The sequence below is a fragment of the Bradyrhizobium sp. MOS003 genome (assembly GCF_003020125.1).
In the GTDB taxonomy this organism is placed as follows: domain Bacteria; phylum Pseudomonadota; class Alphaproteobacteria; order Rhizobiales; family Xanthobacteraceae; genus Bradyrhizobium.
Genome location: NZ_PYFW01000008.1, coordinates 110218 through 125191 on the forward strand (window position 1 = coordinate 110218; position 14974 = coordinate 125191).

Sequence of the window (14974 nt, forward strand, 5' to 3'; positions counted from 1 at the left end):
CGCTATAGACCGGCGGCAACACCGAGGCGGCCGATGCCCGGCAGCTTGATGGCGGGCCGCCGGATGTCGAGGCCGAGCACGGCGCCGAAGAAGTTGAGCTCGAGGCCTTCGACCCAGCCCAGGGTCAGGCCGAGATAGCCGGAGAGCGAGGCATAGAAGCCGGTGCGCGAGGCGGTCAGCCCAATCCATTCGCCGGAATAGGGATAATCCTTGCCGATCGCCGTCGGCGGCAGAACCGCGCGAAGTTCCGGCACGGCATCAAGAGCGGCTTGAACGAAGGTGTTCGAATTCGGTCCCGGCCAGGCGCTGTAGTCCCCGTAGGCTCGAAACTTGTAAGTCTCGATCACAGTCCGGATCCTGGGAATGAGGAACTCGGCCTGTGGCCCATCTACGGCGACGACGGTTTCCGGCAGGGCGCCGAACCACCTTCCATCGGGGGCGAAGCCGTTGCTCCGGATCGGTTCGCCCCACGCCGTGTAGTCGTATCGGCTGTAGCTGGTCGCATCCTTTTGCTTGACGACGATCCACGTGTGGACGGCGAAGATGCTTCGCCACCGGACCGTTCGGGCCGCATAAACCCGGATCAGGGCATCGGGATGGGAAGAAGCCGGCGGCAGCAGGCCGGCGCTGGAACGGTCAGCCGTCTGCCAATTGCCGCGGCCATCTCCAAGCCAATAGTACCGCGCGGCCGACAGGCCGATCGGTACGAACAGGAGCAGGAAGAAAATGAGCACGGTTCTTCGCAAGGAGAGATCGGGTTTCGGAAGCAAGTCTTGAGGATATAGGTCCTCAAAGCACTTTCACAATGATGTTCGAATGCAGATCGTCGGCCGTAAGGTCGCGCGAGACACGTTCCCGAAGAGATCGCTCATCGTCTATCTCTCGCATTTTCTCTTCATCAGATCGCGATCAATCTGCAGCTGTTTGATCCGGTCACGTTCACCAATCCGTACATTGTCAGCCATTGGCGAATTCTGTTTCAGACCTTGGGCATCCTGCTCGCATCCACGATGTTCGCGCTCGCCTTCGAGTTCTAGGTGCAGCGAAGGATCGACCTGGCGCGCCGATCGCTGTTCTACAGCCGCAAAGGACCGTAGGACTCCTTCGGCAGGGTTGAGACCTTTTCGTCTTGCCCACGCGAACGCAGCGAGAACAAGCCGGCGATGTTCACAGAGGGGCTGGACCGCGAAGGTCAGCGCGGCTATATGAGCGGCCTGCGAGCCGCTGATTTGCAAAATGGTCAGCCCGCCTTGCAGAACTTCCGAAGAAAGCTTAGCTATTTCAAGCACTTCGGTGGGGAATGGTGTAACGGTAGCACAACAGACTCTGACTCTGTTTGTCTTGGTTCGAATCCAGGTTCCCCAGCCAGCTCCGGGCCTTCCAAGGTCCGGCTTTCCAGGTCCCTCAGTGACAGTGATTGGTCCACCGGCCGCGCCGCCGATCGCGACCGTTTGCCTCATTAGGAAACGCGTTTCCCCGGTCGGATCGCCGCGCGTTCCATCGTCCTTGGGTCACACAACTCAAGGAGATCCTGATGCCATATGTCGATGGATTCGTTCTGGCCGTGCCGAACGACAAGGTCGAGGCCTACAAGACGCTGGCGACGAGCGCCTGCGCGATCTGGATGGAGCACGGCGCGCTCGATTACGTCGAGTGCATCGCCGACGACGTTCCCTATGGCGAACTGACCTCGTTTCCGCGCGCAGTGATGGCGAAGGAGGACGAGGTCGTGGTGTTCTCCTGGATCGTATACCGCGACCGCGAGACCCGCGATGCCGTCAACAAGAAGGTGATGGCGGATCCGCGGCTGAAGATGGAGGGCATGCCGTTTGACGGCAAGCGCATGATCTATGGCGGCTTCACGACGCTGTTGCGGGCGAGCGACATCGTCGGCTGACAGCGGGCGCGAGAGGCTTATCTCGGAGGCGCGCGGTCGACCTCCGCCTGCAGCAACAGCGCCAGGCAACCGGCGAGCCGCGTCTCCATTTCTTTGGACGACAGCGACAGCGGGCCGGGATCGTTGAGGATCGCGTTGACCAGCGTGCCCAGCACGATCTGGAAGCCGAAGGCGATGGTGCGGGTCTTTGCCGCCTTGCGGCCGGTGCCCATCGCCGGCAGCAGGAGCGGGGTGGCACGCGCGGTGGTGGCCTGCGCGAGCGCCTTGAACGGCGTCCATTTGTCCGGACGGGTGTCGTCATGCTGGAGCGCGGCACGCAGCACGCCCTCGTGGTTGCGCATCCAACCGATGATGCCGCTGACGATGATTTGGCAGAGCCTGTCGAGGCCCGGATCGGGTGACGGCGGCCTGATCCCCGCAAGCCGCTGCTCGCCATCGCGCGCGGCTAGCGCCATCAACGCGTTGAAATAGGCCTCCTTGCTCTCGAAGCGGCTGTAGAAGGCGCCGACGGTAGCCCCGACTTCGGTGCAGAGCGCCTCGATCGAAAGCTCCGCCAGGCTGCGCGTTCGCAGCATCGCGGCGCCGGCGCGCAGCAGCGCCAGCGTGGTTTCCCGGCTGCGCTTCTGCCGCGACGGGGCGACGCCCGGCAGGTCGAAATCGCGAAACTCCGGCTGGTCTGACCGTGCGCGCATCCGTGCTTGCATCCGCCAAAAATCATAATCATAATTCTGATTATAATTTAGGGCCGGGCGGGCCGCGGGTCAATCGCGGGCGCGACGACATGAAACACCGGATCCGGCAGGGAGGATCAGATGAGCGTAGGCAGCGGCACGCCGTTCGGCGGCACCGTCGGCAAGACTGTTGCGGAGTCGAAACCCTGGTGGCCGGAAGCACCAAGGCCGCCCGCGGGGGCGCCCAACATCCTCGTGGTACTGTTCGACGACGTCGGCTTCTCCGATTTCGGCTGCTACGGCTCGGCGATCAGGACGCCGACCATCGACAGGCTCGCCGCAGAGGGCCTGCGCTACAGCGGTTTCCACACCACCGCGATGTGCTCGACGACGCGCGCCGCGCTACTAACCGGGCGCAACCATCATTCCGTCGGGGTCGGGTGCCTCGCCAATTTCGATTCCGGCTATCCCGGCTATCGCGGCAAGATCGCGCGCGAGGCGGGCACGCTGGCCGAGATGCTTCGCGTGCATGGCTATCGCAACTACATGGTCGGCAAATGGCACGTCACGCCGCTGACCGAGAGCGGCGCTACCGGTCCGTTCGACGGCTGGCCACTCGGCCGTGGCTTCGATCGCTTCTACGGCTTCCTCGACGCCGAGACCGACCAATACGCGCCGGAGCTGGTCTCCGACAACACGCATATCGACCCGCCGGGCACCTATGCCGACGGCTATCATCTGACCGAGGATCTGATCGACCAATCGATCCGCTTCATCGGCGATCACATCGCCGATCGTCCCGACGTCCCATGGCTGACCTGGGTCGCGCTCGGGGCCTGCCATGCGCCGCATCAGGCGCCGGTCGAGATCATCAGAAGCTATGACGCCGCCTTCGCGCATGGCTGGGACGTCGAGCGGGAGCGGCGTCTTGCGCGCCAAAAGGCAATGGGCCTGGTGCCCGGGGATACGCGGATGCCCGCACGCAATGACGGGGTGAAGGCCTGGAAGGAGCATTCGGCCGACGAGCGCCGCGTCTTCACCCGCCTGCAGGCGGCCTTTGCCGGCATGCTCGACCATTCCGACCGCCATCTTGCGCGTCTAGTCGCATTTCTCGACACGGCCGGCATCCGCGACAACACCGTGATCATCGTGATGTCCGACAATGGCGCGAGCCAGGAAGGCGGGCCGCTCGGCTTCGTCAACGCGATGGGACCGTTCAACTTCAGGCCGGAGCCGATCGCCGAGAAGCTCGCACGTATCGACGACATCGGCGGGCCCGACACCCACAGCAACTTTCCGCATGGCTGGGCGATGGCGTCCAACACGCCGCTGCGGCGCTACAAGCAGAACACCCATGGCGGCGGCATCCGCGATCCCTTCGTCATCAACTGGCCGGACAGGATCGCCGCCAAAGGCGAACTGCGCCACCAGTTCGTTCACGCCTGCGACCTCACGCCGACGCTGTTGGAGCTGATCGGCATCGAGGCGCCCGTCGATATCGCGGGCTGCCGGCAGATGCCGCTGGAAGGCGAGAGCTTTGCGCGTTCGATCACTGATGACTCGGCACCGTCGAAGAGCTCGCCGCAATATTTCGAGATGTTCGGTCATCGCGGTCTCTGGCACGCGGGGTGGAAGGCGGTCGCCTTTCATCCATCGGGGACGCCGTTCGAGAAGGACAAATGGGAGCTGTTCCATCTCGACGCCGATTTCTCCGAGACCGACGATCTCGCGACGAAGGAGCCGGAGCGTCTCGCAGCGATGATCGCGACATGGTGGGAAGAGGCCGAGAAGCACAAGGTGCTGCCCCTCGACGACCGTTTCGGGCCGCGTTTTGCCGAGAATGCCGCGCGCTTCCACGGCGCGCGCCACCATTTCGTCTTCCACGCCGGCATGGGGCACGTGCCAACCGACGTCGCGCCGGACGTGCGCAGCCGCAGCTACACGATCGAGGCGCATGTCGAGATCGGCGAGGCCGGCGCCGACGGCGTGCTGATCTCGCACGGCGATGCGACGTCGGGCTACAGCCTCTATGTCAGCGACGGTCATCTCGTGCACGATCTCAACATCGGCGGCAGTCACCAGATCGTGCGATCGGACCGCAAGGTGCCGACAGGCGCGCGCCGGCTCGGCGTGCACGTCGAACGTCTCGTGCGCAAGGAGGCTCCTGCCAAGGGCTCGCGCACCGGCGTCACCGAATATACGCTGCTGATCGACGGCGAGCCCGCGGGTTCACTCCAGACCCAGCTCGGCTTTCACACGCTGATCTCGTGGTCCGGACTCGACATCGGCCGCGACCGCGGCAGCCCCGTGTCAGATTACGAGGCGCCGTTCGAATTCGCCGGACGGCTCTCGCGCGTCACTGTCACCATGCACAATGACCAGAAGCTCGACGGCGAAGCCGTCGGTAACGCGCAGATGGCGCGGCAGTGAGAGGCGAGGGGCGTCGCTGCATCCGCGTCGTCATTGCGAGCGCAGCGAAGCAATCCAGACTGTCTCCGCGGAAAGATTGCTGGATTGCTTCGCTACGCTCGCAATGACGAGGTGAGAGAGGCGTGCGCTCCAGCAGAAAGCGGGGAGCAGCCCGTTACTTGATCTTGTCGTAGGCGGAAGCGAAGTCGCCCAGCGGCATCGGGATCGCGATCGTCTCCTTGGCCATGTTCTGGAAGGAGACCTTGAGCTGCCTGCCAGACCGCAACGCGGCAAGCAGGTCCGGCGCGATCGGCGACGAGGCGTAGCAGCCGCGGTTCTCGCAGGTCTGGATCTGCAGGTCGACGGTCTTGCCCTCGTCGACCTGGAGCTTGGCGCCGATGGGAAGGTTGAGGCCGAGCGGCAATTGCAGCAGCGCCACCGGCGTGCGGGTATCGGGCGCGATGCGGATGTTGATCAGGACGATGGTCTGGCCGGTCTTGGTCAGCACCGCGTTCTGCTCCATCGCGCATTCGAGCGGCGCGTCACGGCTGGCACTGGTGCAGCGCACGATCCAGCCGGGCTGTTGCGCAGGCGAGCCGTCGGCCTGTGGCTGCGTCGTCGCCGGGGCCGGCTGCGCCGCCGGAGCGGGGGCGTTCTTCTTGGTGCCCTGCTGGGCATAAGCGGCGCCAGTCGACAGCAGGACAGCAGCGGCGAGGGCGACAAGTCTGGATTGCATGAGCATGGCGAAACCGCGTTGGCGTGAACCGGGGGCCTCGCTGTAGCGTCGCCGGAAGAGCCGTGCAAGCCGCTACTCGGCAGCTTCCTTAACGGTGCTGTGCTCGACCGCCTCGCCGCCTTCGCCGTCACCCGAACGGCCCCAGCCCGAGAACCAGTTGTTGAGTTCGTCGAGATAGAGATAGACCACCGGGGTGGTGAACAGCGTCAGCGCCTGGCTGACGATCAGGCCGCCGACCATGGCGTAGCCGAGCGGCTGGCGGATTTCGGCACCGGTGCCGTGACCGAGCATCAGCGGCACGCCGCCGAGCAGTGCGGCCATCGTCGTCATCATGATCGGGCGGAAGCGGAGCAGGGCGGCCTGGCGGATCGATTCCGCCGGCGTCTTGTGCTCGTCGCGCTCGGCGGCGATGGCGAAGTCGACCATCATGATGCCGTTCTTCTTCACGATGCCGATCAGGAGAATGATTCCGATCAAGGCAATGAGGCTGAAGTCGAAGCCCGCCACCATCAGGATCAGAAGCGCGCCGACGCCGGCCGAGGGCAGGGTCGACAGGATCGTGATCGGATGGATGTAGCTCTCGTAGAGGATGCCGAGGATCAAATAGACCACGACCAGCGCGGCGAGGATCAAGAGCGGCACGGTGCCGAGCGATTGCTGGAACGCCTGCGCGGTGCCCTGGAAGCTCGAGTTCAGCGTCGGCGGCGCGCCGAGATCGGCCATCGCCTTCTGCACGGCTTCCGTCGCCTGGCCGAGCGCGACGCCCTGGCCGAGGTTGAAGCTGATCGTGATCGCCGGGAACTGGCCCTGGTGGCTAATCGAGAGCGGACGGACCGGATCGGTGGTCCAGGTCGCGAAGGTCGATAGCGGCACCTGGTCGCCGGTCAGCGGTGACTTCAGATAGAGCTTGTTGAGGCTGTCGAGATTGCCCTGCATCTCCGGCAGGATCTCCAGGATCACCTTGTAGGTGTTGAGCTGGGTGAAATACTGCGTGACCTGCCGCTGGCCGAAAGCGTCATACAGCGTGTCGTCGATCAGCTGGGGCTGGATGCCGTAGCGCGCGGCGGTGTCGCGGTTGATCTTGAGCTGGACCGTGGTGCCCTGGGTCTGCTGGTCGGTCGCGACGTCGCGCAGCTCCGGCAGGGTCTGCATCTTGGCGAGGATCTTGGGCGCCCATTCGTTGAGCTCGGCGAGATCGGCATCCTGGAGCGTAAATTCGAACTGCGTGCGTGTCGGCCGTCCACCGAGCCTGACGTCCTGCGCAGCCTGCATATAGAGGCGCGCGCCCGACACCTTCTCGAGCTTGGGCCGAAGCCGAGCGATGATCTGCTGCGCCGAAGCCTCGCGCTTGTCGCGTGGCTTCAGCGTGATGAACATGTTGCCGTTGTTTCCGGCGCGGCCGCTGCCCCCGATATTCATCGCGATAGTCGCGACGTCGGGATCATCCATGACGATCTTGCCCAGCTCGACTTGGCGCCGTTGCATCTCCTTGAACGAGATGTCCTGCGAGGCTTCCGATGTCGCCGTGATCAGGCCGACGTCCTGCTGCGGAAAGAAACCCTTCGGGATCAGAACGAACAAATAGATCGACAGACCGAGCGTGGCGAAGAAGATCGCAAGCGTCGTGCGCCGCCAGGCGAGGGCATGGTCGAGCACATACTCGTAGCCGCGCAGCATTCCGTCAAAGGCGCGCTCGCTCCATTGATAGAATTTGCCGTGGGTCACTTCGCCATGGGCGCGAAGGAAGCGTGACGCCATCATCGGTGTCAGGGTCAGCGACACGAACATCGAGACGAAGATGGTCATGGCCAGCACGACGGCGAATTCACGGAACAGGCGCCCGATGATGCCGCCCATCAGAAGTAGCGGGATCAGCACCGCGACCAGCGATATGCTGATCGATACGATGGTGAAGCCGATCTCCTTGGAGCCCTTGAAGGCGGCCTCCATCGGCGATTCGCCTTCCTCGATGTAACGCGTGATGTTCTCCAGCATCACGATGGCGTCGTCGACGACGAATCCGACCGCGATGGTGAGCGCCATCAGCGACAGATTGTCGAGTGAGTACCCGACGACCCACATCAGGGCGCACGCGCCCAGCAGCGCCAGCGGAACCGTGATGGTGGGAATGACGGTGGCCCAGAAGCTGCGCAGGAAAATGAAAATGACCATGACCACGAGGGCGATGGTCAGCAGCAGCGTGAACTGGACGTCCTCGACCGCCGCGCGGATGGTCGTGGTGCGATCGCTGATGAGCTCGATCTTGATCGCGGGCGGGATCGCCGCCACGAGGCGGGGCAGCGTCGCCTTGATCCTGTCGACGGTCTCGATGACGTTGGCGCCCGGCTGCTTGAATATCACCAGGAACACGCCGCGCTTGCCGTTGGCCCAGGCCGCCTGCTTGGCGTCTTCAGCGGCGCTGACCGCCTGGCCGATGTCGCGGATTCGCAACGGAGCGCCGTTGCGGTAGGCGATGATGACGTCGTTCCAGTCCTTCGCGTGCGTGAGTTGGTCGTTGGCGTAGATCGTGTAGGCGCGCTTCTCGCCGTCGATGTTGCCCTTCGGGCTGTCGACCGTGGTGATCGCGATCTGGCTGCGCACGTCCTCCATCGACAGGCCCTTGGCGACCAGTTTCGCCGGGTCGATCTGGATGCGGATGGAGGGCTTCTGCTGGCCGCCGATGAAGACCTGGGCAACGCCGGAGAGCTGGCTGATCTGCTGGGCAAGCTGGGCATCGACCGCGTCGCTGACGCTGGTCAGAGGCAGCGTTTCCGACGTTGCCGACAGCAGCAGGATCGGCGCGTCGGCCGGGTTGACCTTGCGATAGGTCGGCGGCGACGGCAGGTTCTTCGGCAACTGGCCGGAGGCCGCGTTGATGGCGCCCTGCACGTCGTTGGCGGCGCCGTCGATGCTGCGGTTGAGATCGAACTGGATGGTGATCGACGCCGTGCCGAGATAGCTCGTCGAGGTCATCTGGGCGATGCCGGGAATCTGGGCGAACTGGCGCTCCAGCGGCTGCGCCACGGACGAGGCCATCGTCTCCGGGCTGCCGCCCGGCAAATTGGCGGTGATCTGGATGGTCGGGAAGTCGACCTGCGGCAACGGTGCGACCGGAAGCAGGGGATAGGCGACGAGACCGACAAAAAGAATTCCGGCCATCAACAGCGAGGTGCCGATCGGGTACCGGATGAAAGGTGCCGAAATCCCGCCCCCGGTCATTCCTGTCGTACCTTGTTCTGGGTCTGGGCCGGGTTCGAGCTTGCCACCGCGGTCGAGACGAGACTGCCCGGCTGCACCTTGAACTGGCCGCCGGTGATCACCTGCTGACCGGGGCTCAGCCCTTCCTCGATGACCGAATGTCCATCGATGGCGTAGCTGACCTTGATCTTGTGCATCTCGGCCTTGTTGTCCTGGTTGACGGTATAGGCGTAGAGGCCGTTGGTCGAATGCTGGACCGCGTCATCCGGAACCACGGTCGCATCCTTCAGCGTCCGGACGAGAAGCCGCGTCGAGACCGACTGGCCCGGCCACAGCGCGTGGTCCTTGTTGTCGAACACGGCCTTCAGCCGGATCGTCCCGCTGGTGGTGTCGACCTGGTTGTTGATGACCGCAAGCTTGCCCTCGGCCAGCGTCTTCTTGCCGTCGGTGGTGAAGGCGATCACTTTGAGCGCGCCGGTCTTCTGGCCTTCGCCGATATAGGGCAGCTGGTCTTCCGGCGCGGTGAAGATCACGGCGATCGGCTCGACCTGCGAGATCGTGACGACGCCTGTCTGCGTCGCGGCATTGACGATGTTGCCGACGTCGACCTGGCGCAGGCCGGCGACGCCGGTGATCGGGGCCTTGACCTGGGTGTAGTCGAGCTGGGTCTGGGCGTTGGAGATCGCGGCTTCGTCGGCGGCGATCTGGGCGGTGAGCTGGGCGACGGTCGATCGCTGGGTGTCGACGCGTTGCGCGGTCGCGAATTCGCCGAGCTTCATGGCGCGCTGAAGTTCGAGATTGGCGTTGGCGAGACTAGCCTCGTCCTGCGCCTTCTTGGCCTTGGCCTGGTCGAGCGTGGCTTGATAGGGACGGGGATCGATCGAGACCAGAAGCTCGCCCTGCTGGACAATCTGTCCTTCCTTGAAGGCGAGCTTGTCGATCTGGCCATCCACGCGGGTGCGGACCTGTACGGTGTTGAACCCCTGAACCGTGCCGAGACCGGTCAGATAGACCGGGAAGTCGACTTTCTGAACCGGGGCGACGCTGACCGGGACGGCGGACGGCCGGGATGGCCCCTTGTCGGCGGTCTGGGTCTTGCCGGCGCTATGCCCGAATTTCTGCCAACCATAGTAACCCGCGGAGGCCACGGCCGCGATGATCAGAATCCAGAGGATCGGCCGGGACTTTTTCATGTCGTCTCGTGTCGGCTCGTATGCCCTCAAAGCCGGATTATTAGGGCAATCGCAGGGTTCCAGCGAGCTTGTATAATACACGCCAAGTTCGAGTGTAAACAGCACTAACCGTCGAGAATCCTAAACAATTGGAAAGCTTTGCACCATCCAGGCAGTGCTGTGGCGCGGCCGCGTGCAATGCTGCATTTTCCCGGCCGGACCGAACTGCGAGCAAGTCCTGGGCGGCACTCGCAGACAGTGTACTCAACCCGAATGATGCCGCGCCGGCCGCAGCCCGGTGACGGCGACAAGAACGGTTCTAAATTGCGCGACAGCCGTTTCGGTTGTCAGGGATATCGCCATCATCCATAGCGGCGCGGCCACACATGGAGCGCAGCATGGACGAACTGAACGGCAAGCTGATCGCGTGTCAGATTCTGATCACGGGATTGATCGCGCGTGTCGCCAACGAGCAGCGTGATCCCTTGCGCTTCCTCACCGACTTCCGCGACGAGATCAAAGCCGTCGTGAACGGTGTCAACATCGCCGGCATGGACTCAACCGATCGCGTGCGCGCTGTCGCGCTGAAAACCGTCGACGAATTGTTTTCGCTGATGAAGCCGCCGAGCAGCGATTGATGCTGTAAACGAAGCGGCGATGTGCAGCTCGCGGCGTTGTTTCTTAGAACGAGTCCAATCTCGATTTAGAACGATTTCAAACTACAGTTTAGAATCGTTTTGATCTGGATCGATTCAAGGGTTCTTGCGAGCTGCTCGCATTGACCCGCTATTTTACGGCCGATACCAACAACTCATCGTTCGTCGAAGTGAACGAGCGAACAGGAAGATGGGGCGTTTGGTAATGGGGCAGGTGGTCGCACCGAAGTCGTTGCGTTCGGTCGCAGCATTCGATTTTGTAGATGAAAAGTTCGCAGGCATTTCCGGCAAGAAGGCCTCGGCGGTTGCGAGCTTGATCGCAGTGGCGTCGGTGTCGAGCGGCGCGCAGGCGCAGCAGTCGAACCTGCCGCCGGTGACGGTCGATGCTCCCGTCGAGCGTCCGCGTCCGACGGCGTCGAAGCCTTCGCCGGAGCAGGTCCGCGCCCGCAACGCGATTCGTCGCGCCGCACAGCGCGAGCAGGCCGCTCAGCAGACGGCGCCGACCACGCCGTCCGGCGCTCCAGACGGCAATCCCTATGCCGATCCGGCCGCGCCCTACAAGGTCGATCACGTCCAGGCGTCCGGCAAGTTCCCGGAGAAGATGCTCAACACGCCCAAGTCCATCACGGTGCTCAGCAAGGAAGTGCTCGAGGACAAGAACGCAACGACGCTGAAGGAGATCGGGCGCTCGACCGCGGGCGTGACGCTGGGCTCGGGCGAGGGCGGCAACGCGTTCGGCGACCGCTTCTTCATCCGCGGCTTCGATGCGCGCAACGACGTGTTCATCGACGGCATCCGAGATCCCGCGGTTTCCATCCGCGAGAACTTCTTCACCGAGCAGATCGAGATTCTGCGCGGCCCCGCATCGTCCTATGCCGGCCGCGGCACCGCCGGCGGCGCGATCAACATCGTCACCAAGCAGGCTGGCGACGTCAACTTCAAGCGCATGGATTCCGAGTTCGGTACCGACATGACCAAACGTGTCACGCTGGACGTCAACCAGGTCATCGACCCGACCTTCTCGGTGCGCACGGGCGGCCTGTTCCAGGACGCCAACGTCGCAGGCCGCGATTACGTGACCGACAATCGCTGGGGCACCTTCATCTCGACCAAGTACACCCCGACCACCGACATCAAGATCACCACGAACTACGTCCATACCGACCTCAGCGGCTACCCGGATTTCGGCGTGCCCTATTACAGGCAGGGCAACGTGCCGGTGACATCGGCGGGCATTCCGCGCGGCAATTGGTACGGCTTCCTCAACCGCGACTTCCAGACGGCACGGCAGGATTTCGGCACCGGCACGATCGAGTACAAGGTCAACGAGGCCATCACGCTGACCAGCAAGGTGCGCGGCGAGCACTCGCTGCTCAACTACATCGGCACGCTGCCACAGAACCCGATTACGACCAGCCCCAATCCGCTGCTCTGGACCACGACGGCGAGCGCGCAGAGCCGCTACCAGACCGCCGACGTTTGGGCCAACCAGAACGAGGCCACGTTCAAGCTCGACACCGGTGGCGTCAAGCACACCGCGGTGTTCGGCGTCGAATATTCGAACGAGAACATCTCGATCGATCGTTACGCCGGCCTCGCGTCGGAGCTGGCCGGGAGTCCCTTCACGAGCACCGGTGCCGTGACGGGGGTCAATCTCTACTCTCCGCAATACACCAACATTCCGTTCGGCACGCCGTCGCTGGTTGGAAATCCGACGCGCTATGGCGTCAACACTAGCAGCGTGTATGTGATGGACACCGCGAATTGGCAGGACACCGTCATCGTCAATGGCGGCATCCGCTACGACGGCTACAGCCAGAGCGCGTCGACGAATTCGGCCTACCTCAAGCAGAGCAACGATCTCGTCAATTACAACGTTGGCGCGGTCTACAAGCCAATGTCGATCGGCAGCGTCTATGCGGCCTACGCGACCTCGGCCAATCCGTTCGGCTCGGAGCTCGACGCGACCGGCACCGACTACGGTGGAGTTCCCGCCAACTCGACCATCCTGCTCGGACCCGAGCGCAACAAGGCGATCGAGGTGGGTACCAAATGGGAGCTTGCTGATCGCCATCTGCTGGTGACCGGCGCGCTGTTTCAAACCACCAAGGACAATGCGCGCGAGACCGTCAATGGCCTGCTGACATCGGGCGCTGCGTACCGGATCCAGGGCATCGACATCGAGGCCGAGGGCAAGATCACCGATCGCTGGAGCATCTTCGGCGGCCTGGTGCTGATGCAATCCAAGGTCACGCAGAGCGGGGTTGCTTCGAACCAGGGTCTGCAGCTTGCCAATATCGCCCACCAGTCGTTCAGCATGTTGACCAAATACAAGTTCGACGATGGCTGGGAACTCGGCGGCCAGGCGGTGTACCGTTCGAAGGTCTATGGCGGCACGTTCGCGGCCAACACCAACGAGCTGCCGAGCTATTGGCGCTTCGACGCGTTCGTCGAGAAAAAGATCGACAAGAACTGGACCATGAAGTTCTACGCGCAGAACCTCACCAACAAGCTGTATTACGACTCGTTCTATCGCAGCGCGGTCCCGTTCGTGGCGGTCGCTCCGGGCCGGGCCTTCTACATCGTCACGACGGCGAAGTTCTGATCATGCTGACGTGCCTGCCTGGCATTCTGAGCAAGGACGATGTGGCGGATTTCCGCCGCATCATGGACGCCAGCGCATGGGAGGACGGCCGGTCGACTGCTGGTGCGCAGTCGGCCATGGTCAAGCGCAACGAGCAATTGCCGCCGGACAGCGAGGTCGCGCGCAAGCTCGGCAACCGGATCATCTCGGCGCTGACGTCGAACCCGCGCTTCATCGCGGCGGCAATTCCGCTCCAGATCTTCCCGCCGCTGTTCAACCGCTATGCGGCGGATGGCGGCCACCATTTCGGCCTGCATGTCGACAATGCGATCCGCGGCGACCGTCTGACCGGCCTTCGCATCCGCACAGACCTCTCGGTCACGCTGTTCCTCGCCGAGCCGGAAGAATATGACGGTGGCGAACTTGTGATCGAGGACACCTACGGCTCGCACGAAGTGAAGTTGCCAGCCGGCGACTGCGTGCTCTATCCCTCGACCAGCCTGCACCTCGTCACGCCGGTGACCAGGGGAACGCGGGTTGCGTCTTTCTTCTGGCTCCAGAGCATGATACGGGACGATCAAGCCCGGAGCATGATCTTCGACCTCGACACCGCGATTCAGGCGCTGGTGGACCGGCTCGGGCGTGACGATCCCGAAACGGTCAAATTGACGGGTATCTATCACAATCTCATTCGCTACTGGGCCGAAGTATGAAGACCATGACCTCGAGAGCAAGCCTTGCCGCAGCTTTGATGCTGGCGGCCGCCTGGCTCGCATCCCCCGTTTTGGCCCAGACACAAACCCCGTCGGCACCGGCGCAGTCGGCGGCCCAGCCGGCCCCTGTTGGTCCGGCTCCGACGGCGGCCAGCCCGGTTGCTCCTGCGGCGTCCCAGGCGGCCGCCGTTTCGACCACTGCCAAGCCTGATGCCAAGCCCGATGCGGCGGCCGGCGTCGCGCCGGCGATGAAGGAGTTGTCACCCTGGGTGATGTTCATGTCGGCGGACGTCATCGTGAAGGCGGTGATGATCGGGCTCGCCTTCGCATCGCTGATGACCTGGACCGTCCTGATCGCCAAGTCGATCGAGCTGTCGGTCGCATCCACCAAGCTTCGTTCGGCCCTGAAGAAGATTGCGGAGTCGCGCTCGCTCGCGGAAGCACAGATGGCGCTCGGAGCCAAGGAGGGCATCCTGCCGTCGTTCCTGGCGGCGGCCCTGCGCGAGGCGCGGATGTCGGCCGGCCTGTCCAGCGATACCGGCATCAAGGAGCGCGCAGCCTCCAGCTTTTCTGAGATCGTGCGCGCCGAAGCGCGGCGGATCCGCATCGGCATGGGCGTGCTCGCGACCATCGGCTCGACCTCGCCCTTCGTCGGCCTGTTCGGCACGGTCTGGGGCATCATGAACAGCTTCATCGGCATCTCGAAGTCGCAGACCACGAACCTCGCCGTCGTCGCGCCCGGCATCGCCGAAGCGCTGCTCGCCACCGCGATCGGCCTCGTCGCCGCGATCCCGGCCGTCATCATTTACAACCACTTCTCGCGCGTGACGAAGAGCTATCTCGAGCTCGTCAGCCGCGCCTCGGGTGCCGCAGGCCGGCTGCTCTCGCGTGATCTCGATCGCAGCCACGGCAGCGTGCATTCGCGCGCAGCGGAGTGA

Annotated in this window: 12 protein-coding genes and 1 tRNA gene; 7 read left to right on the forward strand and 6 right to left on the reverse strand. The window is 63.7% G+C overall.

All coding sequences use genetic code 11. From position 1 onward, the window contains the following. Positions 1-2: 2 nt before the first annotated feature. Positions 3-734: a DUF3750 domain-containing protein gene (locus C7G42_RS27890; RefSeq protein ID WP_106952133.1), complete on the reverse strand. Its 732-nt coding sequence runs from the start codon at positions 732-734 to the stop codon at positions 3-5. A 141-nt stretch (positions 735-875) separates the two neighbouring features. Then, positions 876-1289: a hypothetical protein gene (locus C7G42_RS34890; RefSeq protein ID WP_147250292.1), complete on the reverse strand. Its 414-nt coding sequence runs from the start codon at positions 1287-1289 to the stop codon at positions 876-878. Positions 1290-1294: 5 nt separating this feature from the next. Here C7G42_RS34890 and C7G42_RS27895 point away from each other — a divergent pair. Beyond that, positions 1295-1368 (forward strand) — tRNA-Gln (locus C7G42_RS27895). Positions 1369-1534: 166 nt separating this feature from the next. Then, positions 1535-1897 (forward strand): DUF1428 domain-containing protein, encoded by a 363-nt coding sequence (locus C7G42_RS27900; RefSeq protein WP_199581184.1) that lies wholly within the window; start codon positions 1535-1537, stop codon positions 1895-1897. Positions 1898-1914: 17 nt separating this feature from the next. On the opposite strand, the gene C7G42_RS27905 is transcribed toward C7G42_RS27900, so the two are convergent. Next, a complete protein-coding gene (locus C7G42_RS27905; protein ID WP_199581185.1) occupies positions 1915-2589 on the reverse strand; it encodes a TetR/AcrR family transcriptional regulator in 675 nt (224 codons plus the stop codon). Positions 2590-2709: 120 nt separating this feature from the next. Here C7G42_RS27905 and C7G42_RS27910 point away from each other — a divergent pair, with 120 nt between their 5' ends. Beyond that, a complete protein-coding gene (locus C7G42_RS27910) occupies positions 2710-4998 on the forward strand; it encodes an arylsulfatase (RefSeq protein ID WP_106952135.1) in 2289 nt (762 codons plus the stop codon). 154 nt (positions 4999-5152) lie between these two features. On the opposite strand, the gene C7G42_RS27915 is transcribed toward C7G42_RS27910, so the two are convergent. The 3 genes from C7G42_RS27915 to C7G42_RS27925 all read right to left on the reverse strand — a co-directional run bounded on the left by C7G42_RS27915 (position 5153) and on the right by C7G42_RS27925 (position 10104). Continuing rightward, a complete protein-coding gene (locus C7G42_RS27915; protein ID WP_199581186.1) occupies positions 5153-5719 on the reverse strand; it encodes an invasion associated locus B family protein in 567 nt (188 codons plus the stop codon). Between the two features lie 66 nt (positions 5720-5785). Beyond that, positions 5786-8932, reverse strand: coding sequence for a multidrug efflux RND transporter permease subunit (locus tag C7G42_RS27920; protein ID WP_106952136.1), 3147 nt, complete (start codon positions 8930-8932; stop codon positions 5786-5788). Then, positions 8929-10104 carry an efflux RND transporter periplasmic adaptor subunit gene (locus C7G42_RS27925; protein WP_199581187.1) on the reverse strand — a complete coding sequence of 392 codons (1176 nt, stop codon included), beginning with the start codon at positions 10102-10104 and terminating at the stop codon, positions 8929-8931. Before C7G42_RS27925 ends, C7G42_RS27920 begins: the two co-directional genes overlap by 4 nt. 377 nt (positions 10105-10481) lie before the next feature. Here C7G42_RS27925 and C7G42_RS27930 point away from each other — a divergent pair, with 377 nt between their 5' ends. From C7G42_RS27930 to exbB, 4 genes are all read left to right on the forward strand, one after another. Then, positions 10482-10721, forward strand: coding sequence for a hypothetical protein (locus C7G42_RS27930; protein WP_018319817.1), 240 nt, complete (start codon positions 10482-10484; stop codon positions 10719-10721). Between the two features lie 223 nt (positions 10722-10944). Next, on the forward strand, positions 10945-13344 hold the full coding sequence (locus tag C7G42_RS27935) for a TonB-dependent receptor (RefSeq protein ID WP_106952138.1): 2400 nt from the start codon (positions 10945-10947) through the stop codon (positions 13342-13344). Between the two features lie 2 nt (positions 13345-13346). Continuing rightward, positions 13347-14036 carry a Fe2+-dependent dioxygenase gene (locus tag C7G42_RS27940; RefSeq protein ID WP_106952139.1) on the forward strand — a complete coding sequence of 230 codons (690 nt, stop codon included), beginning with the start codon at positions 13347-13349 and terminating at the stop codon, positions 14034-14036. Continuing rightward, complete coding sequence (exbB, locus tag C7G42_RS27945; protein WP_106952140.1) at positions 14033-14974, forward strand: tonB-system energizer ExbB; 942 nt, start codon at positions 14033-14035, stop codon at positions 14972-14974. Before C7G42_RS27940 ends, exbB begins: the two co-directional genes overlap by 4 nt.

What these genes read in the sequence shown, in the direction of transcription:
- C7G42_RS27900 (WP_199581184.1), top strand. Translation starts at nt 1,535, where the DNA reads ATGCCATATGTCGATGGATTCGTTCTGGCCGTGCCGAACGACAAGGTC.
- C7G42_RS27905 (WP_199581185.1), bottom strand. Translation starts at nt 2,589, where the DNA reads ATGCGCGCACGGTCAGACCAGCCGGAGTTTCGCGATTTCGACCTGCCG.
- C7G42_RS27910 (WP_106952135.1), top strand. Translation starts at nt 2,710, where the DNA reads ATGAGCGTAGGCAGCGGCACGCCGTTCGGCGGCACCGTCGGCAAGACT.
- C7G42_RS27915 (WP_199581186.1), bottom strand. Translation starts at nt 5,719, where the DNA reads ATGCTCATGCAATCCAGACTTGTCGCCCTCGCCGCTGCTGTCCTGCTG.
- C7G42_RS27920 (WP_106952136.1), bottom strand. Translation starts at nt 8,932, where the DNA reads ATGACCGGGGGCGGGATTTCGGCACCTTTCATCCGGTACCCGATCGGC.
- C7G42_RS27925 (WP_199581187.1), bottom strand. Translation starts at nt 10,104, where the DNA reads ATGAAAAAGTCCCGGCCGATCCTCTGGATTCTGATCATCGCGGCCGTG.
- C7G42_RS27930 (WP_018319817.1), top strand. Translation starts at nt 10,482, where the DNA reads ATGGACGAACTGAACGGCAAGCTGATCGCGTGTCAGATTCTGATCACG.
- C7G42_RS27935 (WP_106952138.1), top strand. Translation starts at nt 10,945, where the DNA reads ATGGGGCAGGTGGTCGCACCGAAGTCGTTGCGTTCGGTCGCAGCATTC.
- C7G42_RS27940 (WP_106952139.1), top strand. Translation starts at nt 13,347, where the DNA reads ATGCTGACGTGCCTGCCTGGCATTCTGAGCAAGGACGATGTGGCGGAT.
- exbB (WP_106952140.1), top strand. Translation starts at nt 14,033, where the DNA reads ATGAAGACCATGACCTCGAGAGCAAGCCTTGCCGCAGCTTTGATGCTG.